Origin of the sequence: Pelagicoccus sp. SDUM812002, assembly GCF_031127835.1 — a bacterium.
Lineage (GTDB): Bacteria > Verrucomicrobiota > Verrucomicrobiia > Opitutales > Opitutaceae > Pelagicoccus.
On sequence record NZ_JARXHX010000031.1, the window covers coordinates 1 to 26264 of the forward strand.

Here is a 26264-nt window from a genome sequence, read left to right on the forward strand (position 1 = left end):
CACCCAAATACTGCACGTTGTCACTAGTAGGATACGCAAAACGAAATTCTCCTTCGTGAAGATGGGACGCATCGATTCCCTCATCCTCCAAGAAAACAGCCCCACGACACTGAGCTCTACGACACTGAGCTCTACGATCATCCACTGCCAAAAGAAGAATCCTGATAGGACAAAATTGACAGGTGAAAAAGAGAGAAAGCACTGAACACGCCTACCAATATCTCTCTGTGGGAAAATATAAGGATGCAACCGAGCTCGAACGCCAAAATGCAAACAATGATGATTGGGTTTAGTTGTAAGTATTTATCAAATACTTTCATCATTTCCGTATTCGTCAACCCTGACAGCCATTCGTGGGCGTGGGCTGCGATTCCCAATAGGCCGACTTGATCTTCCACCGCCCGACCCCCATAAGTTTTGCCCAGCCTGACACAAAGTAGCTCCCGGCAATCATGCATACCCAAACCAACACGAAGCAATCGGAGCGAAACTTTCTTTGGGCCAGGAAGAGCAGAAACGCAGCTCCATAGAGTGCAACTATTAGCAGAGTAACGCATCAACTGGTCCCTTGAGGCCAGACCCTATCGGAAAGTCGAACTGACCTTGAATTACGAGTGCCCGGTGCGGCGGCACTCTTTCGCCCCGTATTCGCAATTCTATCCGCTTGATTTGGATTTTCGCACTTTACGATTTCAATCTGTATTTCGATCAAGGTCACTATCTCGAACGTGCGTTGCTCGCCTGCCAGAAACGCTGACAGTGAGTACGAACCCTTAAAATATATCGATTCCGCAAGATAGCTGGAACGCTTCAGCAGTTCGTAGAGAAAAAAGAACACACCCACCAAAGAGAGGGTGCAAATCCATGTATCCAAACATCGATGAGGATGCTTGGAGCTCATTATATAGAGCGCGAATGGAGCCATTTGCCCAGCAGCCTGGTAGCCCCCAATGAGCATCGCTCACTGTTTCCTACCGCCAATTCGGTTGCTTCCGGGTAATCTTCGTGGTGGGCCTTCAGATAGGCTTCCGCCTCCCGTACGTAGCCGCTGACTAGCATGTCCTCGAGCAGTGTGTTCAAAGGTCGGGGGCTAGCCTGATCTTCAATTCCTCAATTGTAATCCGAACAGATGTGGTTTCTTGCGATTTGGTTCGATTGGCGAAGTCGTCTCGCGGAGACCAAGTTAATAATGCAAAGCGCAATCTGCGAGTTGCATGCTGAAGGATCCTCAATTAAATAATCAAGAGCTCAACGAGTCCGACTCCGTCATTGATGAGTCCAATCTCTTGAGCGGCGGCACGGAATAGGTCGATGATTCGCTTTCCCGAATGGGGACCGCGATCGTTGACTTCTACTACTACCGATTCGCCGTTTCCAAGCAGGTCACACGAACTACCCTCCCGAAATCTAGCTCCGGATGCGCCGCGACTAACTCCGTGCGGTCGTAGGGTTCGCCGCTAGCGGTTGGCTGCCATGAAGTTTGTCCGATTAGTACAAAGCCCGTCCTTGCATGCTCTCGCTGCCGAACGTGAAGATTGCGATGAGGACGGTCGCGGCAAAGGCTCCGAGAAGGATGAGCTTCTTATTCTGCGGTTGCATGGCTAAGGGTCCTGCTGATGCCACGCCACTCAGGTTAGCTCTGCCAGGTTACGGACCAAAATTTCCCTTTCGGCGCTTTTCTTGCGTGGGTGGTATCGCAAATGACTAACATCGTCGACCCAAAGAGGGAGGTTGCGTCCTCCGCCACCAAGCCTGCGCGGCTGGCTCACATTTCGGATCTACACTTCGGCCGCTGCGACCCGGCGGTGTCGGAGAGCTTGCTGCAGGATCTTCGGGACCACCAGCCCGGCCTGATCGTCATCAGCGGGGATTTGACGATGAGGGCGCGTAACAGCGAGTTTGAAGAGGCGATGTCGTTCATCGAGCGACTGCCAAGCCCATGGCTCTGCGTGCCAGGCAATCATGACATTCCGCACTACAATTTGATACGTCGGGTGGTTACGCCATTCAAGCGCTACCGCCGCTATGTAGGGGACGAACTGATGCCACGGCTAGAAACCGAAAACTACGCGATCATCGGCTTGAATACGACTCGGTCTTTCAGTTGGAAGCACTTGGACTGGTCGCGGGGTCGGGTGAACATGAATCAGCTGGCGACGGCCCGCGCTTGGTTTGACGACATCCCTCGAGGCAAACCACGCATCGTTTTCGGGCACCATCCCTTTATACTGCCCGATGAAGACCCGAGTCGCGGCACGGTAGGCCGGCTGAACAAGGCTCTCACTAGCTTTGCCTTTTCGGAGGTCGACCTCCTACTGGCCGGACACCTGCACCAAGCATTTTGGAGACGGCTCTCTGTCGGAACGAGCGAGGAGAACGGGAATGTTCACGAGCTCCTGGCCCTGCAGGCGTCGACTGCGACTTCAGACCGTCTGCGGGGTGAAGCGAATGCTTATCATATCATCGACGTCGAGCCGAATCGGTTCATGATCGAGCTGCGGGAGTGGACCGGTGCCTCCTTCGATCGGCGCGAAACCATGCATCACCAGATCAATGGAACCCGAGGTGCTGAGAGCTGAGTCTTCGCATCGGGACTTGCTGAGATCGCAGGTCAATACCGGTGTATTTAATTAGCGCATACAAAGTGTTGAAAACGCTGCAATGCGATACTGTCATAGAGTAAGGATTGTCCCCTTTTTCGCCACTTTCCTTGATTGGTGCGTCGTGGTTCGGTGTAGTGTCTTCTGTCACTTGGAATGAAGCATCTTCCATTGACTTAGCAGCCCGACTTCGACTCCCTCGGGAGGTCTCCAAGTAGGTTTCAATCGGTCCCTATGCACATCCGAAGCCTAGCAACTCTACCCGCTCTTTCGGAAAAAGCCTGGCTGCGTCTTACGCTGTTCACCGTCTTCTATTGGGTTCAAGGGCTTCCGCTCGGATTCTCCTCCATCGCCTTGCCGGCCTGGCTGCTGGCGCAAGGGCTGACTCCCATGCAGGTCAGCGGCCTGACCGGAGTCGCTGGGCTTCCTTGGGCCTTCAAACTCTTTGCCGGACCGCTCATGGACCGCTTCTCCGTACCAGCTATGGGAATACGTCGTCCTTGGGTGCTTGGCATGCAGCTGATGATCGCATTGTCAGCTGCGAGTCTGTTATTTATCCATGATGTCGATACTGAGTTGGCGATTCTGACGGCCCTTTGCTTCGCTCTTAACAGTTTCGCTGCCGCTCAAGACGTTGCCGTTGACGGGATGGCCGTCAGCCTATTGCGGGAGAGTGAGCGTGGTAGAGCCAATGCCCTCATGGCAGCGGGACAGGTCATCGGTATCTCGACCATGGGATCCACCGCCACCAAAGCTCTCAATTCGGGCGGCCTTCCAGCAGCGGGCCTGTTGCTCGGAGCGATGATTTTGGCAGTATCGATTTGCACGTTGCTGTTTCGCGAGCGGCCGGGTGAGAAGCTGATGCCGTGGACCGGCGGGCAAGCCCATCCCGAGGCCCCGCAGCTTGAGGCGAACATCGTTAAGATCGTCGGGAAGATCGGGCGCTCGCTGCTGCTCCCGATGAGTCTACTCCTTATAGGCATCGAAATTCTCAACCGGACGATTGCCGGAATGACGATCGTATGGTTTCCCGATCTCGCGATCAACCGACTTGGCTATTTGGATACAAGTTGGGCGGATTGGTTCTCTATTCTCGGGGCAATTGCCGCTGTACTGGGCGTGTTCTGTGGCCCGCTCATCGATCGACTTGGCCTCAAGCGATCCCTCGTGGCGGCGTTGATCCTAAACGCCTTCGTCTACTTCCTGCTTTTTCTTTCCTTCGATAAACTAGCGAATCCAAGCTTCGGGATTTTCGCTCTCGGGCTGATGCAGCTTGCCCTGCAGCTCATGTTCGTCTGCCTGATCGCGATCTTCATGACCCTTTGCCATGCGAAAGTGGCAGCCAGCCAGTTCGCTGTCTATATGGCGCTGGGCAATGTGGGCCGCCAAAGCGGCATCTTCGTGTATCCAATCTGCAAGGACTGGTTTGACCTGAAAGGCCTTTTTATCGTCGGAGCCCTTGGCTACCTGCTTTGCGCCGCTCTTCTCCTGACCTTCCGAGAAGCTTCGCATCGCCTGCGTCTCGAACGACTCTTCGAGAGGGATAGCAGTAAATGAGGGTAGGGGTGCTCGAGCCTGGAGCCCAAGCACTCTTGGCTGAATCTAGACTGCGTTCAGCCCGACGGACTCACGGTTCAACGGGACCATAGATCTGGAAGTTCCCGCTGGCATGGAGCAGGCCGAACATCATAAGCAATCCGCTGTAGTACCGGTGGCTGCGCAGCTCGCCCTCGGCCACCAAGCCGTCTGTGTCGCGGCCAACGTCGTTCGGTAGCTCAAGGTTCCAAAGACGTTCGATCATCGGTTTCCCCAATTCGGGATCGGCAGCCAACGCGGCAGTCGCCGCCATGCCGGACAAGCCGTGGGCCCACCCGCCGCGGCGTTTCACAGTTCCATCGAGCTCCATGCTGACGGGCCAATCGTCGACGGGCTGAACGGTGTAGAATTGGAGTATGCGATTGGACTGTTCCACCATCCACTCGTCCTCGCCCCACCACGACCAATCCATTGCCGGCCAGCCCAATGTACGCCACGCATCTGCGTCGAAGGCACGGCCCCAACGCACCAGCGGCGTGCCATCGAATTCGGTATAGTTGGCCATGATCCCCGTCTCCGGGTGCGCCGCGTCGCGAAAGAGCTGGCGACTTGTCTGAGTGACCTCCGCTAGGAACGCGCGATCAGCTGGATCCTCTGCCCATCGCGCCATCAACTCCGTAAAGTGCGGAGTATGGTAGGAAGGATCGGTGAAGTTCGGCCCTTGCTGACCGTCGGGGGTGAAGCGGATCTGCTTTTCCTCCGGATGAAACATGCTGACGATATCGCCTCGGTCGGGCTCGTCGTCCTTGTGGATCATCATACGCAAAAGATCCTGCGCCTCTTGTCCGTAGTTGAAAATCCCTTCGCCATCGCCCCAGCGGTGGGAGGCGAAGAAGAGGGCCATGACCATCCAGTTTTCGCCGTCCGGTGCCGGGCCCGCGCCTCGAATTTCGCTGCCATCAGACCGCGTCATATCGCCATCGTAATCGCGGTGCCAGGCAAAGTAGCCGCGCAATGGGCCTTCGGAGTATTGCATGTGGGTCTTGGCCCACTTCCACAGGGCGTTGAACTCCTGCTGCCTATCCATCTGCACCGTGATCATCATCCCGTAGGATATGCCTTCGGAACGGACATCCCTGCTGCCTACGTCCGCCAGATAAGCCGTGTCCTCCGATGCAGTGTAGTAAACCCGTTCGGTAAACGGGTCGCCGTAGAAGAGCTGGTCAAAGGCAGCCTCGACCTTCTCTTCGATTTCCGCGTCGGTCTTGCCGAGGTAGGTCTTGAAGAGGTTAGGGTACTCCCCGGTCAAGGCCGCCCCACCGGGAGGAGGTGCCGCTGCGGCTGCTGAGGCAAAAACAAAGACTGCGAGAATTCCGATCGTTTTCATAGATTTTCGGGGCATAATAATGATGCGGGGGTGGATAATTCGGGTTGTAAATAGGAACCTGAAACGGTCCGATTCAGTTGTTGGGCAGAGTAAGGACAGGCAAAGAAGTGACAAGCACAGTCGAAGCTGCGAACAGCTCTTTCCAAAAATTTACCAGCGGTATCGAGCAGGATGAGTCGATGGATAAGGATGACAGTCCGATCGTCAGTAATAATTGGATACGCAATTCTTCGCATGCTCTCCCTGTCGTAATCGCCCCGCGAAGGGCAAAGAACCTCGAGCAAAGGTCTGAGATGCAGCTAGATCTATTTGCTTCAAATCTCGCTAAATAGGCGAAGCGCAAAAAGCATCTCTAGCGGATTGGTCTTTTTTATTTTTCCAAATTGGGTTAGCCCCGTCCCATGAGCATTCAACGTCAGGAAACGAAGCAACGTATGAGCCGCGTCGTCATTCACAACGACACCGTTTATTTGTGTGGGCAGGTTTGCAAGGACGCCACCAAGGGCATCGCTGAACAAACCGAGACAATGCTCGAGAAAGTGGATGAGCTTCTGCTTCAGGCTGGATCTGATCGTGAGCACCTGCTTTCGGCCACCGTCTATCTGCGGGATATGAAGGATTTCGCAGCAATGAACGACGTTTGGGACGCCTGGGTGCCGGAGGGGCATGCTCCCGCACGAGCTTGTGTGGAAGCCCGCATGGCCCGGGCTGAGCTCCTCGTGGAAATTTCCGTGATCGCTGCCGTAAAGAAATAGACAGCCGATACACGTTTTCATTTAGTGCCTTTCCGGTCTGCCCCGTTTCTCAGTCATCCCTTTCAGTTTAGGCCTTTTTCTTATGACAACCCCGACCTTTGCCCAGCACATATCGAAAGCGGAAATCAACCAGTTGCCCATGCGTCGATACGAAGGGCCGATCCACGTGATTCAGACCCCCGCCGCCGCAGAGCGCGCAGTCGAAACGCTCAGTGCCGAAACCCTGCTCGGCTTCGACACCGAAACGCGCTCTGCCTTTCGCGTCGGCGAAAGCTACGCCCCATCGCTCCTGCAGCTGGCGAGCGCAGAGGAGGTCTTTCTCTTTCAAATCGAGCAGACAGGACTCATTCCGGAGCTGCGTGAACTCCTATCCGATCCGAAGACTATTAAGAGCGGCGTAGCCATTCGTCGCGACGTGAAAGAGCTCCGCGATATGGCTGAGTTTAAGCCCGCCGGATTCGTCGACTTGGCCGACTGCGCGAAGCGGTCGAAAATCAAAAACCTGGGCTTGCGGGCCTTGGGAGCTTTGTTCCTGGGATTTCGCATCTCAAAAGGGGAGCAGGTTTCCAATTGGGCAAAGCCGGAGCTGACTCGATCTCAGATTACCTATGCTGCCACCGATGCGTGGTTAGGTCGCGAAATCTATCTGCAGATGGACCAGCGCGGCTTGGAGCTTAAACCTGCGCGGTAGTGTATTTCCGACCCAGAAAGGTACGCTGAGCCACTAATTCTATTTCGTTCCTTGCCGACACTGTCGGCTCATAGACGAGCTCGCCCAGATCCAATTAGCGCAGGGAACGGTCTTGATCGCACTCCTCTGCGGCGGGTTTCTTTCAAGACGCTGTTTCTTGATCCGGTCTTCTACCTGCGACGGTACCGTTAGCGAACACTGAGAAGACGGCTCACTTTACGAGTCGAGTAAACGGATTACTGACGATTTCATTTTGTCCGCTTCAGGTCACAACATTTACCCTGTTTCGTATGTACTTCGAATTGCAGTTCCGACACTTCCTTTGCCTCTCGCTCGTCTTCGCCTCTGGCTTGGCATGTGGAAAGCCTGATCCCAAAGATCCATCGACTTGGCTTTGGAATGATCCTACCGAATTGAAGGGAGTAACACATGGCGAGATCGAAAGTGACGCCATGGGACGCACGATGGGCTATAACATTTATCTGCCTCCCAGCTACAAGAGTTCCTCTGAGAGGCGGTATCCAGTGGTCTTCTGGCTCCATGGCGCTTATGGCAAAGAGAATGACATAGGTCTCGCAATGATCGCGAAGCAGCTCATCGAGCGCGATGAAATCGGCGAGGTGATTTACGTCGTGGCAAACTCGGGACACTTCAGTCGGTATCGCGATTGGCCAAATGGCGAGGTGATGGCAGAGACATGGGTGATCCGAGAGCTAATACCCGAAATCGATAGTCGCTACCGCACGCTGTCTCGGCGAAGCGGCCGAGCTATCGCAGGCTTTTCCATGGGCGGAGAAGGGGCCTTGCGGTTCGGTTTCAAATACCCCGAGATGTTCTGTGCAATCGGTAGTTTCTCTCCAGCATTGCATTGGCCCGAATCCTTAGGTGAGAAAGTTCAACAGTATAGCTCCGAAGGGCCTCTTTTTTACGCTGAACAGAACAAAGAAAAATTAAGCGAAGGCCAGATGCCGCTGTATTTGGCTATTGGGGACAGCGAAAGATTTTTCGACGATTTCCCTGAAGCGCTTGGCTTCTTGCATGAACGCGAGATCAGAATTCGGGCTCAAGTATTCGACGGCCTCGAACATAACCTGGGGAAGTTGTTAGAGTATTCCGGCGAGGAACTGGTAAGGTTCCTTTCTCGACACTACGACCAAGCAGAAAGGGGCGAGTAGTTGCGTTGACTAAAGAGTCCATTGGCTGGGTCCGGTCGAACGATTCCGACGGTCCCGATTTCTTCCCCACCTTTTCCTTCGCCTCACTAAGCCTGAAGCAAAGAGCCGTGATTCTCGAACGAGCAAACAGGGATTGAACTCAGTTCTCAGCCTCTGCCCGGATCTGCTCGAACGCGAAGTCGACAAGCATTTCGTGACCTCATTCGAATATCGTGAGCTAGCTGCATAGCCGTCGTGAACGCAGCTTGGGGTTTCATTAGGGATTTTTCTCACGTGGCGGGGTGCGAGCGAAAGGTAGGGCCTTGGAAGTTTTGTTGCTTTGTTGGCGCAAGTCGCTGTTATTTTATTCCGACCATTATGATAAAGTTCGTATTCAAATTTTTGATCGTAGGGCTTGTTGTCCTGCTTGGCTTCTACTTTTTCATGGGGTCGCCAGAGGACAAGGCTCGGGCAAAAGCTGTGATTGCGAAAGCAGGAGATTTCATGGGAGAGCTGGGCAACTTCGTTAAAGCGGAGAAGGAAAAGTTCGACCGAGGCGAGTACGAGAAGGAGCTCGAGAAGATTCGCGAATTAGCCCAGGAGATACGGGCGAAGGCTTCAGACTTTACGTCGTTTCAAGAATCTTCAGCAGGGGTGCAAACGACTGTCCTAGATCGGAAAGTCGACTCCCTCCAAGAGCTCGCATCGAAGGAGGATTTGACGGACGAAGAGATTTTAGAACTCGAGAGGAGACTTCGAGAGTTGCAGTCTGAGGCGAACGATCTAGCAGGTGAAGCCGGAACGTCTGATCTGCCCAAACTCTTGTAAAACGTTGAGGGCGGGAAAGGTTTTAAGCTTGGTAGTCAGCGGAACTCCTCGGAATCGTTAAAACACCCAGGCTCTAGAAGACCCGAAGCGAAGCCAATCGGTATCGAAACCGCAAAGCGTAAGCCTCGACCCTATTTTACCTCCTTTCCTGCGGAGGGTCTGCCTAGGCTGGCTGAATTCTAACGGTGCCTGCCGGGGAGGGCGGGGAACCCATTTGATCTTCTGGGTTTTCCTTGGCGCGGAGCGGGTATGCCGCCATTGAGTCTCTCCTTTTCGTGGAATGCCGCAGGATCGTATGCGTGCATCACCGCTCAACACGCTCAATTTTTACTCCAAGTGGCTCTCCTTACCTACCGAAATCTTACCGTCTCTTTTGGCGGTCCACGCCTGCTCGATGACGCAGGATTCACGGTTCAGAAGCGTGAGCGCATCTGCCTGATCGGCCGTAATGGCGAAGGCAAATCGACCTTGCTGCGAATCATCGATGGGGAGATCAATCCCGACGCCGGCGAAATAGAAGCCGCTCCCGGACTACGCATCGGCAAACTCGATCAAGAAGTGCCTGGACACCTAGAAGGCACCGTCTTCGAGATTGTGGCAGCCGGTCTGGGACCCGCCGCGGAGACTGTCGCTGAATACCACCGCCTCGCGCACGAGTATGACGAGGGACACGACGACGCCATCGCCGAGCGTATGGATACCCTGCAAGAAGAGCTCGATCGCACCGACGGTTGGTCGCTTGAGCACAAAGTAGAGAGCCTCCTCACCCGCGTGGAACTCAACGGAGACACTCTCTTTAGCTCGCTCTCCGGTGGTAACAAACGCCGTGCCCTGCTGGCTCGCGCCCTTACGCTCGATCCAGACATTCTACTGCTCGACGAGCCGACCAATCATCTGGACATCCCCGGTATTCGCTGGCTCGAAGAATTTCTGCGCAAGTCTACCATTTCCCTGCTTTTCGTCTCGCACGACCGCGCCTTCATCCGCCGCGTTGCCAATCGCGTCCTCGACCTCGACCGTGGCCAGCTCACGTCCTGGGATTGCGACTACGAGACCTATCTCAGCCGCAAGGCCGACCTGCTCGCAGGCGAGGCTAAACAGCAAGCCGTCTTCGATAAAAAGCTAGCTGAAGAGGAAGTCTGGATTCGCAAAGGCATCCAAGCTCGCAGGACCCGCAACGAAGGTCGTGTGCGCAGCCTCGAGAAAATGCGTATCGATCGCGCCAAGCGTCGCGACATCATCGGCACCTCCAATCTGAACTTCAACGAGGCAAAGATCTCCGGACAAAAGGTTATCACGGTCGACAACATCAGCTACGATTGGGGCAACAAACCGCTCATCCAGAATTTCTCCACCGTTATCTGGCGTGGCGATAAGATTGGCATCGTCGGCCTCAACGGCTCAGGCAAGACCACCATGATCAACCTGTTGCTCGAAAAACTGCAGCCGCAGGAAGGCTCCGTCACCTCTGGCACCAAGCTCGACGTGGCCTACTTCGACCAGCATCGAGCTCAGCTCGACGAGACGCTTTCCGTAGCCGAGAATGTCCACCCCTATGGCGATATGGTTACCATCAATGGTAAGTCGCGGCACATCATCACCTACTTGCGAGATTTCCTGTTCACGCCAGAAACGGTGCGGGCCCCGATTACCAAGCTCTCAGGTGGTGAGCGGGCTCGTCTGTTGTTGGCCCGCCTGTTCTTGCAACCCGCCAACGTGCTGGTGCTCGACGAGCCTACCAATGATCTCGACATCGAAACGGTCGAGCTGCTGGAAGAGCGTTTGCTCGAGTACCCAGGCACGCTTCTGCTTGTCAGCCACGACCGTAGCTTTCTCGACAATGTCGTCACCAGCACCATCGCCCTCGAAGGCGACGGAGTGGTAGCCGAATACAACGGTGGCTGTGGAGATTGGCTCGAGCAATACGAAGCCCGTAAGGCCGCCAGCGCCAAGACCGCCAAATAGGCTAACGCCGATCGCGGACGGAGTCGTCAGCTCTCGACTCAGCGTAGCGTGAAAGGCGAAGACGGTTGCTGCGGGGTGGCAAACAAAGGCTACAGATATTCATTTTACCTTTGAAATTTGACCCCTTTTGTCTCCTTTGGGCTGTTTCCTAAATGCGCTGTCGGTTCGTTAGGTCTAGACAGACTTGGCAACTCCCATGTCATCTTTGGTAAAATCACAGTACGGATTAAATTTATCATCTCAAAGTATGCTTTCACTTCTCATATCAGCGCTGGTCGCTACCGCAATTGCTAGCGCCTTGATCGCCTCACAGGTAAGTACAGGGGCCCTAGTCACCTTCAGCACTATCGCATTTGCTGGAACGTTTTACCTAGTCGGATTCTTGGTTCGGAAAAAGATGTCCAAGGCCCAAGGCAAGCTTCAGGAAAGCATGCAAGCCGCTCAGAGGCGTATGCAGCGGAAGGTACAGCAATTTCAGAACAAGCCGGGCGGAAACGTTAAGCAGCTGCAACGCCAGCTCGAAATGGATCAAAGGGTCATGTACAAGGAGGGGCTAGAGCTCACCAAGGGACTCGAACCGTTTAGGAAGTGGTCCCTGCTCACGGGTCGCCAGATTGCCACCATGCGCCTGCAGTTCCACTACCAGCTCAAGGAGTTCGACCAAGTTGACGAGATCCTGACCACCTGCGGTTTTTTAAGGGGTCCGATGATGATCGACCCCATGGCGGCGGCCATGAGGATGGCGCGTTGTTATAAGAACGACGATTTGGCGGGCGCGAAAAAGGTCTTCAAGCGCCGGATTAGGTGGTCCCGGGGCGATCGCGGTAAACTGCTGTACGGCTTGATGTCGTGGATCTACGTTAAGGTTGGCGAGCCTGACGAAGCGCGTCGGATCTTGTTGAAGGCCAAAGACGCCACGGGAGTCGATACCTTCAAGCGGAACTGGGAACACCTATCCAACGATCGGGTAAAGAGCTTCTCCAATGCAGGACTAGGGGAGGAGTGGTACAGCCTCTATTTGGAGAACCCGCCCGTGCCCAAGCAGCAGCGGATGCGTGGCAATGGTCGCGGTCAGCGTGGGTTTTAGGGCGATAGCTCGTAGACGTATCGATAGTAGATCGATGGTGAGTCGGTTTGGGTGGGAACCGCGTAGTACAAGATGGGGCCGTCTGGTCCTTCGGCGCGCTCGAAGTTTTCGCCGTTTCTTAGATTCAAGTCGTAGGTGGCGGTTCGTTGCCAGTCCCTGAGATTCTGGCTAGATTCGACGTGAACGATGCCTGAGAGGGCGTGAGCGGCCATCTTTATGGCGGCGGCGCTAGAGGTTTGGGTGTTGAAGGCGTGCCCTTGGAAACCGATGAGGTCGATGAGGCCTTCTGCCTGCAAGGCTTATATTACCTCAAGGTATTGATCGGTAGTGGCGGTGTTTTCCTTCGACTCCGTATTCGTTGATCATGAGCGGCGTATCCGGAAAATACTGACCTGCGAGGCAGGAAGCCTTCGAGGATCCAGTCAAAGCCGGTTTCGCCTTCTCAGCCGAAAGCGTCGGCGTATTAGCGGTTGGCTGGGTAGCCTAAGTTTTTTGGTTTCCCCACTTGTCTCCCTGCTTTCGCAATCAGAAAGAGTTTGACGCGAAAGGGTAGGTCCATTTTTATTAGACCATTAGGTCTAGTAAACAGGAAAAACCAGTCAAGCCGCCTCGAAAGCGTGGTCGGCCCAAGCAATCGTTGGAGGACGCGGACGCTAGAAATCGTTTGATTCGAGAGGGCTTGGCCTTTCTGACCGAGCGTGGCTATTCCGCCGCCGGGGTTAACGATATATTGGCTGCGGCTGGAGTGCCTAAAGGAAGTTTTTATCATTACTTCAGGAGCAAGGCTGATTTTGGGAGCCAACTAATCGACGCCTATGCGACGTATTTCGCGAAAAAACTGGATCGCAGCCTTTCGGACGAGTTGCGCGATCCGTTGGATAGATTGAAGGCGTTTGTGGATGACGCAGCTGAAGGGATGGCGCGTCACGGTTTCAATCGTGGCTGTTTGGTTGGAAATCTGGGTCAAGAGATGGGGTTGCTGCCCGATGACTTTCGCGAGAAACTACAAGCCGTCTTTGCGTCTTGGGAAGCACGGGTGTGCGCTTGCCTGGAGATGGCGCAGGAGAAGGGGGAAATCAGCTGTGCCCAGAACGCTTATACGCTGGCAAGGTTTTTTTGGATCGGTTGGGAAGGCGCTGTTTTACGAGCCAAGCTCGATCGATGTCGCGATCCGTTGGATACGTTTGCCAGCGGTTTTTTTAGTATGATCGAATCTTAAGGAGGAAGTTTATTTATGTTTAAGGGAATTCTAATCGAGAAGTCAGGCGATGGTCAGTCGACCCGCATGGCGCAGCTAAATGAGGCGGACTTGCCGGATGGCGACGTGCTAGTCGACGTGTCTTGGACGACCCTCAACTACAAAGATGCCTTAGCGATTACGGGAAAGTCTCCGGTGGTCCGTCAATTTCCGATGGTGCCCGGTATTGATTTTGCGGGAGTGGTTGCGGAGAGCAGTAATTCGTCGTTCAAAGCGGGCGATCGCGTCATCATGACGGGATGGGGCATGGGCGAAAAGCATTGGGGCGGTCTGTCGGAACGGGCTCGGGTGAAAGGAGAGTGGCTCGTCCCTCTGCCGGATGGACTGAATTTACGCCAAGCGATGGGCATCGGTACCGCTGGCTTTACCGCGATGCTGTGCGTGATGAAGCTTGAGGAACAGGGCGTGACTCCGGACAAGGGAGAGATTCTCGTGACGGGCGCTGCCGGCGGTGTTGGAAGCGTGGCAACGACGTTGCTGGCAGCTCGTGGCTACGATGTGGCTGCAGTTACTGGACGGTCCGAAGAAGCTGAGTACATCAAGGGCCTCGGCGCGAAGCGAATTGTCGATCGAGAAGCGTTTTCGGGGAAAGGAAAGCCCTTGGCTAAAGAGCAGTGGGCTGGGGCAATCGATGTTGTGGGTAGCAACGTTTTGGCTAACGTGCTAGCTGGCGTGAAGTATGGCGGAACGGTGGCCAACTGTGGGCTAGCCGGAGGTATGGATCTTCCCACTACAGTCGCTCCGTTTATCTTGCGTGGCGTGACACTTGCGGGAGTGGACAGCGTAATGTGCGATCGCGTTAAGCGCGTGCTCGCCTGGCAGGGGTTGGCTCGAGAACTCGATCATGAAAAGCTTGAAGGGATGCTGAACGAGGTTTCTTTTGACAGCGTCATCCGAACCGCACCGCTCATGCTGGAGGGTAAGGTGCGGGGCCGTCAGGTGGTGCCCGTTTCTGGATTGGTTTCATAAGCAGCCTTGCCTTTCCAAGATCCCTACAAGAAGGCTTGATATTGTTACGTTATGAAGAGGCTTAGATTTACGCGGAGCGTCTCTTTTTATTTGTCAGCTTCAAAGCTGGCGGCGTAGGCACATGGGTGGGACATCAAGATGCAAGGGGCTGACCCTCTCTGGATCTTTTTACCGAGTGGCCAGGGCAAATGGCTCGTTTTCTTCTGGAATCGGGTCGTGCGCAAGCATCCTGGCTCTGAGGCCCCTGCAGGCATGAAGGGCGAGTCGATTGAAATCCTCCGAACCCTCGACTGGCCCTGTGCGATGCCCAAATCTTCGCAAGCCTTGCCTGCCCTGGACAGGACCGGTACCCTCGAAGAAATTTCCCTCGCAATAGGAGAAGCAGTAGGATCGTTTCAGCTCGGGGGCCGCGAGCGGCTCAAAGGGAGGTACGGACCCCAGCTCCTCATCTAGTCAATAGAAAGAGGAATGCCGTTTCCGTTCTTACTTGTTGTTTTAAAGTTGGAGGCCTGGACTCGAGACGATGAAGATACTTGCCACTCTTGTGCTAACACTCGTTTATCTAACCTTAGTTTCGGTGGGGAAACCGTATCAAGGCGCTGAATTGTATTCGCTCGATTCATACAGCTACGGACGCTTTGAGATGCGGATGAAAGCGGCGAAGGCGAGTGGGGTTTTGTCCACATTTTTCACCTACAAGTATGATTCAGAGAAGGCCGATGTCGTGTGGGAGGAGATCGATATCGAGATCTTCGGCAAGGACGACGGGCAGAGCTTTCAGTCGAACGTCATTACCGGACTGGGAGAGCGCCAGACGACCGAGGATGTACATCGCTTCCCGTTTTCGCTCGCGGATGATTTTCACGTCTATGCTCTCGAATGGACTCCAGATACCGTTGCCTGGTACCTCGACGGAGAACTGGTGAGAAAGTATGAGGGGAGACAGGCGCAGGTGATGACGAGCCCGCAGTCATTGCGGTTTAACCTATGGGCAGCCAACATTGAAAAATGGGTTGGTCCCATCGAGTCGGAATCATTTCCGGTTTACCAGTGGGTAGATTGGCTGCGGGTTTATCGTTATTCCAAAGATTCCGGTGAATTTGAATTAGATTGGGTAGATGAATTCGATCATTTTGATGAAAGCCGTTGGGGAAAGGCCGACTGGACGTTCGCAGAGAACGCATGCGATTTTTCGCCGGATAATATAAAGGTAGAGGGAGGCATGCTACGTCTCGCCTTAACGGAGTCCGTGGATTAGCCGTATCGGCTACTGGGGCCGCCAAGGCTTATATTGTCGGCAGGTGAGTGAGCGCAAACGCACAAGCGATAAGGGTTGCCTAAATAGTATGAGAGGTCGATCTCAGGAAAGATTGGTCAAGGTTCAGATCCTCATAGGGACTGATCGTGCATTCGCGATCGGAGTGGAGCACGAATGCGGATGACCTCCTCAACTTGCCTTTGACGTTTTCCCTATTTAACCCGAAAGCGGTAGCTCGCAAAGTGCTTTGATGTCAGCCATAATGAGAAGCAGCAACTCGGCGATTGCGATCATGAAGCCATTAATGACTTAATGAATGTTAAAGACTAAGGGTTGAACTTGCTTGAGGATTCTCCTTCTATCGTGCGGACGACAGGCAATCCCTCATTGAATCCAGAAGCTTCTTGAAATCAATGGGCTTACCTTGCAGGTCGTCGAAACCTAACGCCTTAGCTTCTTTCCGGATTTCGTCAGTCAAAGAGGCCGTCACCGCAATCACCGGTTGAAGGTGGCCCCTCTGCCTTATTTCACGGAATACTTCGAAACCGCTGATTCCCGGCAACTTTATGTCTAGCAGAATGATGTCGTACTTCTCAGTCCCAATCCGATGCAAGCCCTCTTCGCCTGTATTTACTGTATCCACAATGTAGTTACATGTAGACAAGCCGTAGCTCAATAGACGCCGGTTCGGCTCTATGTCATCCACGTAAAGCACTCGCTTGCGCTCTCCGTTGCTCGATAAAATCGATCGAGATCTTACGGTTTTTTCGTCCGGTAGTTCTGAAGCGACCTGACCCTTGGGGATAGTGGTCGTAAATTTGGTACCTTTCCCGAACTCGCTTTGAAGCTCAATCTTGCCATCGTGCAACGACACGATTCTCCTCACGATCGCCAAGCCGAGCCCCGCTCCAGATTCCAGTTGCACCTCGAAAGGATTGACCTGCTCAAAGGGCTCGAAAACCCGATGCTTCCATTCGCGAGGGATTCCCCGGCCTTCGTCCCAAACCGTCAAGCAAACCGTCTTTCCTTTCGAATAGATCTCCAAGCCAATCCGTTTTCCCTCGCCTGTGAACTTGATGGCGTTGCTCATGAGATTGTGGACTACCTGACGCAATCGTTTCTCGTCCGCTTCCAAATATAAAGGCACCTCTCCGAAATTCGTGACAAGCGTCTGAGACTTTTCCTCAAGCGCCAATTGAAAGGTTCCCGCTGCCAGCTCCACAAGTTCGCGAAGGTCAAAGATTTGTTTGTTTAGCTGCATCTTTCCCGTCTCGATCCGAGCGAGGTCCAAGATGTCGTTGACCAAACTGAGCAAGTGCTTGCCGCCGGTGTGAATAAAGCTGGCGTACTCGCGGATTTTTTCTTCATCCACCTTGCCAAGCTCGTAATCGATCAACTCACTAAATCCGATCACGCTATTCAAAGGCGATCGAAGCTCGTGGCTCATATTGGCCAGGAATTCGCTCTTATAGGCATTTGCTTTTTCTGCAGCCTCCTTCGCCTGAACCAACTCCTTGTGGAACCTTTCGCTGCTGAGGGTAGTCCCGATCGTTTCGCAGGCGATCTTCAGCAAGGCAAAATCCCTTTCGTCCCAAGAGCGGAAATCTTTCACCGCATCGAATCCCACGAACCCAAGTAGCTCCTCGCCATGATACATGGGGTAGACGATCAGTGACTTGATTGATTGACTGTCGAGTATCTCCTTTAAAGGCGAATCCTCCATGTCGGGAATAGAGGGAAGGTACACACAATCCCCACCCTCGAAAAGGTCTACCCACTCCCGTAAGTCCGCAATGCTGACAGTAGGCACCAAGTCGATCTGCGGTTCTGTCCCCTCGGCGCACCATTCGAAATCATAATAGCTGAGGCCCTCTTCGTAATTGAAAGTGAATACGTAAACCCGCTCGACCTTCGCATAGCGACCCAATATCCCCAGCACCTCGTTGATCGTCTCGTTAACCTCGCCCAGCTTGTTTTTAGCAAGGAGCAGCGAAACTTCGGTGGCTACCGAATAGAATTCATTTAGGGATTCGAAGTCGCCTCTATCCATTTTCTACGCTCTATTAAATTCAGTACTGGAAGGAACCAAGCAGTGTTACGCATAATTACGAGGCTAAAGAAATCCCTTTTTGAGGCGCCCTTAAGCAAGTCAAATATTAGCCCCGAAACGGGTAACGGCCTACAAGGCAACCCAGTCGGACCACGGGCAATGGTGGATGGACCTCGTAAGAGAAGCTTCTGCAGAACCAAAAGCGCTAGCCCGAAGATTTGCGTTGTGCTCTGGGATTTCGCTCGAATCAGGCAAGGAGGCTAGGGAGTCGTCGTAGTGGGGGCGGGTTCGTGGTTGGGCTTTCTGGCGTCCATCTGGGCGACAAATGCAGCTCCATGGAGTGGCAGAGCGACGGTTAAGCTATGCCGGTCGGAATCCGAACCAACCGGCGCCGTTATTTTTCTTCGTTACGGGAGTAGTCGTTGTAAGCTGCTTCGTACACTGGGAACTGCTAGCGTGATCTCACACGAATGACTTCCGAGGAACGAAGTGACGCTCAACGTCGTAAAGCGAAGAATGACACCGTTCCCTTGTGATTTATTCGATGCCCCGGTTTAGAGGAGTTCTTTCAGCTTGGTGCGAATCGGATTCCAACAGCTGGAATAGTAAGCCTGCTGCCTCTGCGAAAAATGGCTGAGGGATCGAGGAAGTGCCGGTAGGACGTTGAAGGTGCTGGCGAGGCCGAGAAACGCGACGATGCCCATGGTCATCAATCCGAAGAGCGAAGCAGCTTCCCCGAAGGTAAGGTCCAGGCCAAAGAAGACCCAGCCGGCGAGGAGGGCGGTCCCGATCCAGAAAATCCACTGCGTCGCTTGACGGGCTCGTATCATATTTCGCATTTGGTGTAGCATAGGCTCGCTGGGGAGGGCGTTCTTGATCAGGGCGCAGGCCGCGGGATAGGTCTCCTGGCCGTTGTCGTCGACGATTTCGAGGTCCGCAGGTATATTCCCCGGGCTGTAGTTTTCAGGCGAATACGCGATGCGGCGAATCGCGCTAATATGGAACTTCGGCTTAACGGAGCGCCGCTTGCAGAGTTCTTCAATGCGACGCGGCTGGTAGGAGTAATAACGGCCGGCACCGGCGCGGGAGTCGTAGAGGTGGGCGTAGTGGTTGGCTGCGGCCTGAAATTCGGTCACTTTCGAGGGAATGAAGCGGAGTCCGCCTCCATTCCCAGCTTCCTTCATCATCCAATTGAGGGCGTTCAAGGACAGGCCTTGACGCGGATAGCCGCCCCCGACGTTGGAGTGAACTCCGGCGAACCAGACCTGCTCGATGCGTTCCTGGTCGTGAGGATCGGACTCGTCCCACAGGACAGGGGTAAAGGTCTTTCTCTCGTCATCGATAGCCACTGCGTGTCTCGCTTTGGCGACCTTTTTATTGAGTTCGTGATCCGGGAACGTGAATTTATATAAGGTGGTGTTGATCAGGGTGGCGATCTCGTCCCACGGCAGGCCGTAGGCGTCTACCGTATCCCAAACCCCCAGAAAGGTGATCAGCTCTGAATCGTTGGTGGGATCCGTTTCCGGATGTACATAATGCTTCGCCCAATCATTGTAATAAGAGGCGGGCTTGGCCTTTATGCGGAGCGCATTGCAGAGCCACTTCTGCAGCTTGGTGGGATAGTTCTTTCGGTAAACGTGGTACAGGTCTTCCACGAGCTGCTCCAGCTGGTCGTTAGGGCGAAGAATGCCACAGCGGGCGATCAACCCCGAGAGAGTGCGCACCGTGAAGGCTCCGCGACTGAAGCCGAACAGAAAGATCTGGTCGCCAGGTTCGTAGTGGCGAGAGAGCTCGGCGTAGAGCTGCTTGACGTTTTGAGCCAGGCCAACCCCGAAAGCTCCGCCGAATGCCTTGAGCGCTCGGTTGCCCTCTGTGCCGACTCCGTCGTCGTAAAATGCGATTTGACGGATTTCGCCGTCCAGCGGGTCGCGTAGGTCGAGCGCCTCAAAGAGCTTGAAGACGTTTGTGCCCCGATCTTTGGCGCTCGCGTTCCCGGTACCGTCTGAAAGCAGAATGATGTTTTTGGGCGTTCGCTTGGGTTTATCGGCAGGCGATTGTTCAGGCTTCTGCGGCTCCTCGTCCTTTTCGAAAGCGGCCCAAAGCGAGGCTGCCAAGGAAAAGAATAGAACGAGTATGGAAAGGAGTTTAACCGCCGTTGCGAGACTGGCGCACCTTACGATGAGCGCTAACTGTGACGGGTCTGTCTCGGGCGAGCTGAAGAGGAGAAGCAATAGCGAGTTTTCTAAGATGTCCGCCAGTCCTAGCAGCCCAAGGAAGAGGCGTGCCGACTTTTGGTAGGCATGCGTTTTCCGTTCGCTCTGTAGCTTTACCAGCTGAATGAGAGGGTAGCCAATGGCGAGGTAGGCTATGATAAAAAGAAAGTCCCATCGGATCGCGCTACGGATAATATCAATGCCATTCGCCTTGTTATCCGCGTCGGTGAATTTTAATACTACTTCTCGGTGCTCTTTGAAGGATTCGGCATCGTAGGGGATCGCTCTATTGTATAATTGATCCTGTCCCGCGTCGGCTAGGAATTGGTCCAAAGAGCTGAACCCAGGTACTTGATTAAGGAGAAAAAAGCCGCTGGCCGCGAGTGCGGCGAAGGAGAGTAGGCAAAGGAAGCAGCGAGGGATAGAGCTTTGGGTATACATGGAGGAGGAGGTTTTAGCCATCGGGCGGGTAGTTTTTCAGACTTAGCGGCATGAGAGGCAAGGGGCAAATATTATTCGACGCTGCCGAACACTTATATAATTCGCGAGGTGATTTATGCTGTTTCTAATTTGGGTACTGTTTGTGGAGTGGCGGAAGACCCCAGCCCTGGCTTATCTTACTGATCGCCGCGTCCTTCCGTCTTCCTGCGGGCATGTCCTCGGGACCTCCGACTCCTGATAGTGCTGCTTCGCAGTTCACGAAGCTTCCCCCCAAAAAAAAGCCTTCCTGAACAGTTTAGGGTAGCTGGAGAACGCGTAGCCTTTGGATCGGGAAGCTTCGCAGATACTGGCCCTTGTTGGATTCAGGTAGATGTAAGGGCGGAGCCACGCAGGCTTTGCCGGTCTCTATCTAGGATGCTCTGTCATCCTACGTATGGCTGGGTATGCCGATTACGCTCGGTCGAACATGCCTTGGGAGATGTGCCCGCTTTTCCCTCGGAATCCGATTGTACTTGTAGGCGTTCACGCGCTGAAGCCATCGCATGTCTTCTCTGAGGTTCGATTCGGTTGTCTCCAGTCGAGGCGGTAGTAGTTGCCCTTGATGCAATTCGCCTGGAGCACCCAACTCGCCCGCCTCGAAGAGCCACTTTTGGAACGCCCGCTTGATGCGGTCGTCCTCAAAAAAATCCATGACACGTAGTGGCAGAGGGGTAGCTCCGCTCGGTAGCCACGGTTGTGGACATGGTAGATCGCGCCATGGTATGGATTATATTGCGTTGCTAGGTATGATGCTCGGCGATCTCGGCATGAAGACAAAATGCTAGGACTGAGAGAGGTTTAAAGCATCATGGCGTGACCCGTTTTATCGCCCCCCCAAAAAAAACGGCGAAGGGGACGAGCATTCGCTTGCAGTGATTGGTGTCCAATGTGGCTCGTGAACTATCGCTAATTCGGGAGGCCGACTGGCGCGCGTCAGCTATCGTAATAGTTTACGTAGAACGAATATGTGCTCTTTGCCGCCGTGCTGCCAAAAATGCGACGCTCAGATGTGCGATTATCGTTCCGCCATCGCTGCACTCCGTTGATAGAGCGGTGAATTCCGTGATGGGAAGGCCCGACGTAAAGTCCGTTCGACTGGCCGACGCCCGGAGCGCCAAACGAGTCACTCCGCGGGTCGGTCAAATCGATTCGCCAAGCGTCCAGCATCACAAGCTGATGGCTGCCTCTTTGATCGTAAGCTATCCTCAAACCCTGAGTCGCTGATCCTCGGTCTCCGTCGAAATCCGTGCGGTCCACATCGGTTCGCAGTCCGGGCGTGTAGTGCTCAGCCAACGCGACTCGCCACCGTTCGTACACACGGCGGGCGGCTACTTCGGTGTCCTCAGAGCCATCCAGTTCGTAAGCGGCGACGTGAAATTCTAGGTGTCGCAACGGCCATGACGGCCGCCCATCTTCCCGAGAACGGGCATTAAACCTGATATCTGTAGCAAACCGGGGAGAGTCCCCGTCATCTAGCCCAGTCGAAAGTCGGGTCTCGAACCGCCGGAACTCACTATAGGTAGCAGCGTCCACCCCAAATGCCGCGATACAAAAGGCAATCTCGTCTTTACCGGCTTCCCGCCCGCCTCCGGTTTCATCTACGCACTGGATACCGGAAATCTCGATTCTTGCCATACCCAATAGTTCGTACTCACCAAGTCGATACACCGTCAAGCATTATTGTCGCATCTTAAATATTGAGACCGTTGCAGAAAAGGCGAAAAAAGGCTGCTCCTAAACATGATATCCTTGGAAACCATATTATTAAAAAATGAAATCAATGCGTTGTTCGAATGCACTGCCTAGAGGCGAGGGTAAGCTTTTAGGTGTAATTTTAAACTTATCTATACCTTATCCCTAGTCCACTAACAAATTATTCTCAGGATAAGCCAAAAAGAGAAAAGAATATATATAAGGAACAATATAAATATATTTACATCCTCACGATTAGATCGAAGTAGTAGATAAAGTGCTGACCTTAATTCGTCTCATTCGGATACAGAGAAGCGTTAGTTACCCCAGTAGATGACGTGGAAGATTCCCTCGTTTGTCTCGACGCGCGACGCACCCTAGGCATAGACGGGGGGAACCGATCGGAGGGGACGTGTTAATTTGCATTTTGACGTTTGCCCCCTTTGAGCACTCCTATAAATTGCAGCAAGAATCCTCAGCGGTCATTATCTTCCGTAGCATCCCAGCCGTCTTCTATGGTGGACATAACCAGGGCTGTTCGTAGCGGGAGATAGTTTTTCAGGGCCTGCTTGAAGTCAGAAGGAGAGCGACTCGGTATACCGAGCTCCTCAAGGGTTTCGGGTCGCAAGAATTTAGGCGGTTGGTCGGTGGTGTTCTGGGCCTTGCCGAAATCTCGCTGTTTAGTATCAGCGAAATCTTGCAGCGTATTTCGAGCAAAACGGAAAAAGGTAGGCGGGGGTCGTTCGCTCCAGTCTTGACTGTTATCGGGCGCAGCCTATCGGAATTGTATGACACGACTTGTTGGGCTAGTTCCAGTTTATGTAAGTGGCAGTGATTTGCTTGAAATCCTCTGTGTGTACACAGTTTGTGTTTTTCGGTATTTCCCTTAGCAGATAATCAATTCCTTCGCGAATTCTATCGCTGACAATTCGATTTCTTAAATCACTGAACACAGTGTTGAAGTGCTTCAAGCAAATGCCTTTGGTGAGCTTATAGCGTATCTCATGATGCATTGTGTTTGCTATAAGAAAAGGGGCCATGCCGTCGCCAAGAACTGACAGGATGTGATTGTAAAACGGCATAGCTCCATTCGAAACACCGTCACAGTATGTTACTCCTCTTCCTAAGCGACATTTTAGGACTGCTTTTGCCAACACGTCCGAGACGCCACCCGGTATGTCGGACTCTTTGTCGATGAAGCTGGCTATTTTCTCTGCAATCGGTACTTCGTGATAGAAGTTGTCTCTAGAGTCATGTGTTGAGTCTAGATTTCTGCACAATTCCGACAGAATAACGGATTTTTCGTTCTCAGATCGGTATCGTGAGGCATTGCAGAACTCGAAAAACTGCTCGCCTAATCTGTACTTTTCTCGATGAAGGTTATTGTTGTAGCCTTCTAGAATGATACCGAATCTGTATTTAGTCTCTTCTTTGCATAGCTTCCAAAGGTGAGGAGCTAGCAATGAGATGTTCTTCCTCAGAGTTGTGTTCGAATCTGGACTAACGTAGATCCCAAATATTGTCCTAGTTATGCTAGCACAATGCACAGTCGAGAGGGACTGCATGTGAGGAATCATTGTGGCTAGCTCGGTCTCGCTTAGTGTAGTCGAATGATTCTTAAGGTTGTCTATGAACCCTTTTACTTGAATTGCTGAAGGAGATGGTCTGTCGGCTATGACTTCCTCGACGCAGGTTTGTAGCCATCCCATAAGCTCGAAAGCCTTTACCTGATAGTCAGTAGGGTGAGATATCCCGACACCATTTCTCATATCAAGGATATGTGCGAGTTTCATGTATATCGGTTCGCTGATAAGCTCGAGCTTCTTGCATGTGTTTAACAGCGTGTTATCCTTTACGGCAGGAAGGTCTTTCTCATCGTGGTATTGAGAACGAAGTGATCCGCCGATCGCTGCGTCATAAAATATGTCAATTCCGTAAAGCTTTACTTTTTCATACAGAGCGAGGACTACTTCGTTCCAAACTGCGTTTAATGCATAGTCGAATAAACCGAAGCCGGCTCCAACAACGAATTTGGCGAGGTACTTTCCGTCTTTTTTTATATCTGGAGGTAAGGCAGAGATGTATTGAGGAATGAGATTCGCGATTGATTTTCTTTCGTTGATAGGGGCAATTATACCTTCTGTTGGTAGCCCTAGGGTCTGAAGGTAACCAGCAATCTTCTCATAACCCTCATCTAAAAGAATCTCTTGGTTTATTGGTTTTGTGATCTCATTCATATTATTTATTTTTGCCCAACGCCGAAGTGATACGCGAGGTGCGGTCAACGGTTCCATTTCGGTTTAGGGTTTTCGGTGTCTTGATCGTATTGAAAGAGGGGGCGCTTACCCGAGTTGTATCGACTGACTTGTTCTACTGATTTCAGGAACGTGTCTCCAGTGGTGGAGTCCGCTCGAATCGAATCTTTAAACTGGCATAGGGCCTTGCTGGTCATGTTTGGGTAACAGGGTTGAAATGTTGGTTCGTGAAGCTCGAAATGTCGAAGTCAATTATTTCATTCTGGTGGTTGGGGATGCTGCCTCCTTCGATTCGGAAACCCTTTCTTTCGTATCCATCAACCTGATCATTATTTTTCGTAGAACGCAGAGGTCTCAGGCGAGCGCTTGCGCGAGTTGTGAGGACCGACTTGATGGGGTTAAATAATTCAGGGTTAGAGATGGGTTGGACATGGAAGTTTCGGGTTTTCTTCTTTATGAACTAGAGTAGGGGTTCCTTGTTCTGAATCGATATTAAATCTTCTGCAGGATCATCTGTCTTTAAAAAGATCGTCGGGTTGGTTCTTTCGCCAAAGTGCGGTCTATTTGGTCAATGCAGGATCTCTTTTCTTTTCAGTGGACTTAGAAAATGGATACGTCGCCAAGTTGGTTTTTCTGAATAATCTGTTTCTCCCCATCGCCGAGCTCTCACGGCGTGCGCTTGCGCACGTTGTGAGCAGCGACTTGATATGTGTTATTCTTTGGGGATTTCATGTTGGGCTTCCTTGTCGAAAAATCGATCTTTGGAATGCTTAGATGATCATCTTTTTCTTCATTATTTCGATCTTCCTTTTTCTTAGATTCGGTCGGTTCAGCTTGTTGCCTCCATTGTGTCTCGATTTCGGGTCAGGTGCTTTTTCTCTCGATGCAGGATCATTAATAAGGTCGGATAGTTAGTTTGCTTGATCGTCGAAGTCTTCAATTCGTATCCAGTTTCTCATCGATAGTTGATTTTTTAAAAAATTTTCGCCCCCTTCGGGGACAACCGCGGATGAAATAACTTCGTTATTTCAATAGTTATCTTTCTTCACATATCGTGAAAGCCATACGCGGAAGTCAGCGCGGAGCACTGGCTGGAGTTGTATGGGCTGACTGGTTAGCATTTTCTTGATTTACAATAGCTTCGATCCAAGTGGTACCTCACCGTCTGGTGTGCAAAGGAATACTTTTCCTTCTTTGTCGTGGATGCCGGTGACTAAGCACTCCGACATAATGGGCCCGATTTGCTTCTTGGGGAAATTCACTACCGCTAGGACCAGTTTCCCAATCAGCTCTTCTGGAGCATAGTGATCTGTTATCTGAGCACTGGATTTCCTTACTCCTATTTCTTCTCCAAAATCGATTGAGAGTTTGAATGCTGGTTTTCGAGCCTCGGGAAATTCAGTTGCTTCTATTATTTTCCCAACACGAAGTTCAACTTTTAGGAAGTCACTAAATTCGATTTCGTTCATTTTTTTCTGCTAACGTCGAGGTGATACGCGAGCTCACGTTAAAGCTCGAACGTTGGGTTGAGGTTGAATGTGTCTGGTGTGTTCGAATTTCGGCGAGCGCTTATCCGAGTTGTATCGACCGATTTGTTGGACCAATCTTTCATTTCTGTGAGAATCCGTCTCCGTCTTTCATGAACTCAATTCGGTTTCCAAATGGATCGCTCGAATAGAATCGGGTTCGATGCTGTAGTGCTCCGTCCCATACGGCTTCGAAATCCTTTTCTTTTAGTTTCTTTTCGAGTTCGTTGAGGTTTGGGACTACGAAAGCAGGGTGGGCTTTCTTCTGTGGGGAATAATTTTTGTCGACGCCGATATGGAGTATCACGCCTCCTTTTCGAAACCAGCATCCGCCTCTTTCATTCAGAGGATAGGGTTTTTCATCTTCGACCATTCCAAGAATGCCCGAGAAGAATGATCGAGCTTTTTCCTCTTCGCCCTCAGGCATCGCCAGCTGGATGTGGTCTAGTTTCATTTCTTTTCGTCCAACGCCAAGCTCAGACGCGGAGGCTTGCCGACGTTGTCTGCGGCGCTTGGTTAGCACGTATGTTTGTTATCATTTTGAGAATTAGCTTTGCACA

25 protein-coding genes are annotated in these 26264 nt (G+C 52.5%); 14 read left to right on the forward strand and 11 right to left on the reverse strand.

What is annotated here, in order from left to right; genetic code table 11:
• Positions 1–205 (forward strand): hypothetical protein (locus QEH53_RS22420; RefSeq protein WP_309025471.1); only part of this gene is annotated, 205 nt, incomplete at its 5' end.
• A gap of 695 nt (positions 206–900) precedes the next feature.
• Here QEH53_RS22420 and QEH53_RS22425 read toward each other — a convergent pair.
• Positions 901–1080: a hypothetical protein gene (locus QEH53_RS22425; RefSeq protein WP_309025472.1), complete on the reverse strand. Its 180-nt coding sequence runs from the start codon at positions 1078–1080 to the stop codon at positions 901–903.
• Between the two features lie 152 nt (positions 1081–1232).
• Positions 1233–1382 (reverse strand): RlpA-like double-psi beta-barrel domain-containing protein, encoded by a 150-nt coding sequence (locus QEH53_RS24220; protein WP_345785746.1) that lies wholly within the window; start codon positions 1380–1382, stop codon positions 1233–1235.
• Between the two features lie 318 nt (positions 1383–1700).
• On the opposite strand from QEH53_RS24220, the gene QEH53_RS22430 reads away from it, so the two are divergent.
• The gene (locus tag QEH53_RS22430) at positions 1701–2579 is read left to right on the forward strand and encodes a metallophosphoesterase (RefSeq protein ID WP_309025473.1); all 879 of its coding nucleotides are present in this window, start codon (positions 1701–1703) and stop codon (positions 2577–2579) included.
• A gap of 255 nt (positions 2580–2834) precedes the next feature.
• Positions 2835–4157: an MFS transporter gene (locus QEH53_RS22435; RefSeq protein ID WP_309025474.1), complete on the forward strand. Its 1323-nt coding sequence runs from the start codon at positions 2835–2837 to the stop codon at positions 4155–4157.
• 70 nt (positions 4158–4227) lie between these two features.
• Here QEH53_RS22435 and QEH53_RS22440 read toward each other — a convergent pair whose 3' ends face one another.
• A complete protein-coding gene (locus QEH53_RS22440) occupies positions 4228–5538 on the reverse strand; it encodes a glycosyl hydrolase family 8 (protein WP_309025475.1) in 1311 nt (436 codons plus the stop codon).
• Between the two features lie 92 nt (positions 5539–5630).
• Between QEH53_RS22440 and QEH53_RS22445 the strand changes: the two genes are divergently transcribed.
• The 7 genes from QEH53_RS22445 to QEH53_RS22475 all read left to right on the forward strand — a co-directional run bounded on the left by QEH53_RS22445 (position 5631) and on the right by QEH53_RS22475 (position 12003).
• Positions 5631–5855: a hypothetical protein gene (locus QEH53_RS22445; RefSeq protein WP_309025476.1), complete on the forward strand. Its 225-nt coding sequence runs from the start codon at positions 5631–5633 to the stop codon at positions 5853–5855.
• 69 nt (positions 5856–5924) lie between these two features.
• A complete protein-coding gene (locus QEH53_RS22450) occupies positions 5925–6278 on the forward strand; it encodes a RidA family protein (RefSeq protein ID WP_309025477.1) in 354 nt (117 codons plus the stop codon).
• Between the two features lie 82 nt (positions 6279–6360).
• On the forward strand, positions 6361–6969 hold the full coding sequence (locus tag QEH53_RS22455; RefSeq protein ID WP_309025478.1) for a 3'-5' exonuclease: 609 nt from the start codon (positions 6361–6363) through the stop codon (positions 6967–6969).
• 290 nt (positions 6970–7259) lie between these two features.
• A complete protein-coding gene (locus QEH53_RS22460) occupies positions 7260–8144 on the forward strand; it encodes an alpha/beta hydrolase-fold protein (protein WP_309025479.1) in 885 nt (294 codons plus the stop codon).
• Positions 8145–8501: 357 nt separating this feature from the next.
• Positions 8502–8951: a hypothetical protein gene (locus QEH53_RS22465; protein WP_309025480.1), complete on the forward strand. Its 450-nt coding sequence runs from the start codon at positions 8502–8504 to the stop codon at positions 8949–8951.
• Between the two features lie 336 nt (positions 8952–9287).
• Complete coding sequence (locus tag QEH53_RS22470; protein ID WP_309025481.1) at positions 9288–10916, forward strand: ATP-binding cassette domain-containing protein; 1629 nt, start codon at positions 9288–9290, stop codon at positions 10914–10916.
• A gap of 247 nt (positions 10917–11163) precedes the next feature.
• Positions 11164–12003, forward strand: a complete 840-nt coding sequence (locus tag QEH53_RS22475) for a hypothetical protein (RefSeq protein WP_309025482.1) — start codon at positions 11164–11166, stop codon at positions 12001–12003.
• On the opposite strand, the gene QEH53_RS22480 is transcribed toward QEH53_RS22475, so the two are convergent.
• The gene (locus QEH53_RS22480) at positions 12000–12299 is read right to left on the reverse strand and encodes a hypothetical protein (RefSeq protein ID WP_309025483.1); all 300 of its coding nucleotides are present in this window, start codon (positions 12297–12299) and stop codon (positions 12000–12002) included. The two genes, QEH53_RS22475 and QEH53_RS22480, sit on opposite strands and share 4 nt — an antisense overlap.
• 341 nt (positions 12300–12640) lie before the next feature.
• Here QEH53_RS22480 and QEH53_RS22485 point away from each other — a divergent pair, with 341 nt between their 5' ends.
• The 4 genes from QEH53_RS22485 to QEH53_RS22500 all read left to right on the forward strand — a co-directional run bounded on the left by QEH53_RS22485 (position 12641) and on the right by QEH53_RS22500 (position 15488).
• The gene (locus tag QEH53_RS22485) at positions 12641–13222 is read left to right on the forward strand and encodes a TetR/AcrR family transcriptional regulator (RefSeq protein WP_345785745.1); all 582 of its coding nucleotides are present in this window, start codon (positions 12641–12643) and stop codon (positions 13220–13222) included.
• A gap of 15 nt (positions 13223–13237) precedes the next feature.
• On the forward strand, positions 13238–14230 hold the full coding sequence (locus QEH53_RS22490; protein WP_309025485.1) for an MDR family oxidoreductase: 993 nt from the start codon (positions 13238–13240) through the stop codon (positions 14228–14230).
• Positions 14231–14446: 216 nt separating this feature from the next.
• Positions 14447–14683 carry a hypothetical protein gene (locus tag QEH53_RS22495; protein WP_309025486.1) on the forward strand — a complete coding sequence of 79 codons (237 nt, stop codon included), beginning with the start codon at positions 14447–14449 and terminating at the stop codon, positions 14681–14683.
• Positions 14684–14753: 70 nt separating this feature from the next.
• Positions 14754–15488 carry a family 16 glycosylhydrolase gene (locus QEH53_RS22500; RefSeq protein WP_309025487.1) on the forward strand — a complete coding sequence of 245 codons (735 nt, stop codon included), beginning with the start codon at positions 14754–14756 and terminating at the stop codon, positions 15486–15488.
• A gap of 358 nt (positions 15489–15846) precedes the next feature.
• On the opposite strand, the gene QEH53_RS22505 is transcribed toward QEH53_RS22500, so the two are convergent.
• The 7 genes from QEH53_RS22505 to QEH53_RS22535 form a co-directional block, all read right to left on the reverse strand.
• Positions 15847–17538, reverse strand: coding sequence for an ATP-binding protein (locus tag QEH53_RS22505; RefSeq protein ID WP_309025488.1), 1692 nt, complete (start codon positions 17536–17538; stop codon positions 15847–15849).
• Between the two features lie 554 nt (positions 17539–18092).
• Entirely contained in the window at positions 18093–20213 is a 2121-nt protein-coding gene (locus QEH53_RS22510; RefSeq protein WP_309025489.1) for a DUF2235 domain-containing protein, read from the reverse strand.
• 406 nt (positions 20214–20619) lie between these two features.
• On the reverse strand, positions 20620–20883 hold the full coding sequence (locus tag QEH53_RS22515) for a hypothetical protein (protein WP_309025490.1): 264 nt from the start codon (positions 20881–20883) through the stop codon (positions 20620–20622).
• 281 nt (positions 20884–21164) lie between these two features.
• Positions 21165–21866, reverse strand: a complete 702-nt coding sequence (locus QEH53_RS22520; RefSeq protein ID WP_309025491.1) for a hypothetical protein — start codon at positions 21864–21866, stop codon at positions 21165–21167.
• 863 nt (positions 21867–22729) lie between these two features.
• The gene (locus tag QEH53_RS22525; RefSeq protein ID WP_309025492.1) at positions 22730–24160 is read right to left on the reverse strand and encodes a hypothetical protein; all 1431 of its coding nucleotides are present in this window, start codon (positions 24158–24160) and stop codon (positions 22730–22732) included.
• Positions 24161–25308: 1148 nt separating this feature from the next.
• The gene (locus QEH53_RS22530) at positions 25309–25647 is read right to left on the reverse strand and encodes a tRNA-binding protein (protein WP_309025493.1); all 339 of its coding nucleotides are present in this window, start codon (positions 25645–25647) and stop codon (positions 25309–25311) included.
• Between the two features lie 139 nt (positions 25648–25786).
• Positions 25787–26158 carry a hypothetical protein gene (locus QEH53_RS22535; protein ID WP_309025494.1) on the reverse strand — a complete coding sequence of 124 codons (372 nt, stop codon included), beginning with the start codon at positions 26156–26158 and terminating at the stop codon, positions 25787–25789.
• Positions 26159–26264: the final 106 nt, after the last annotated feature.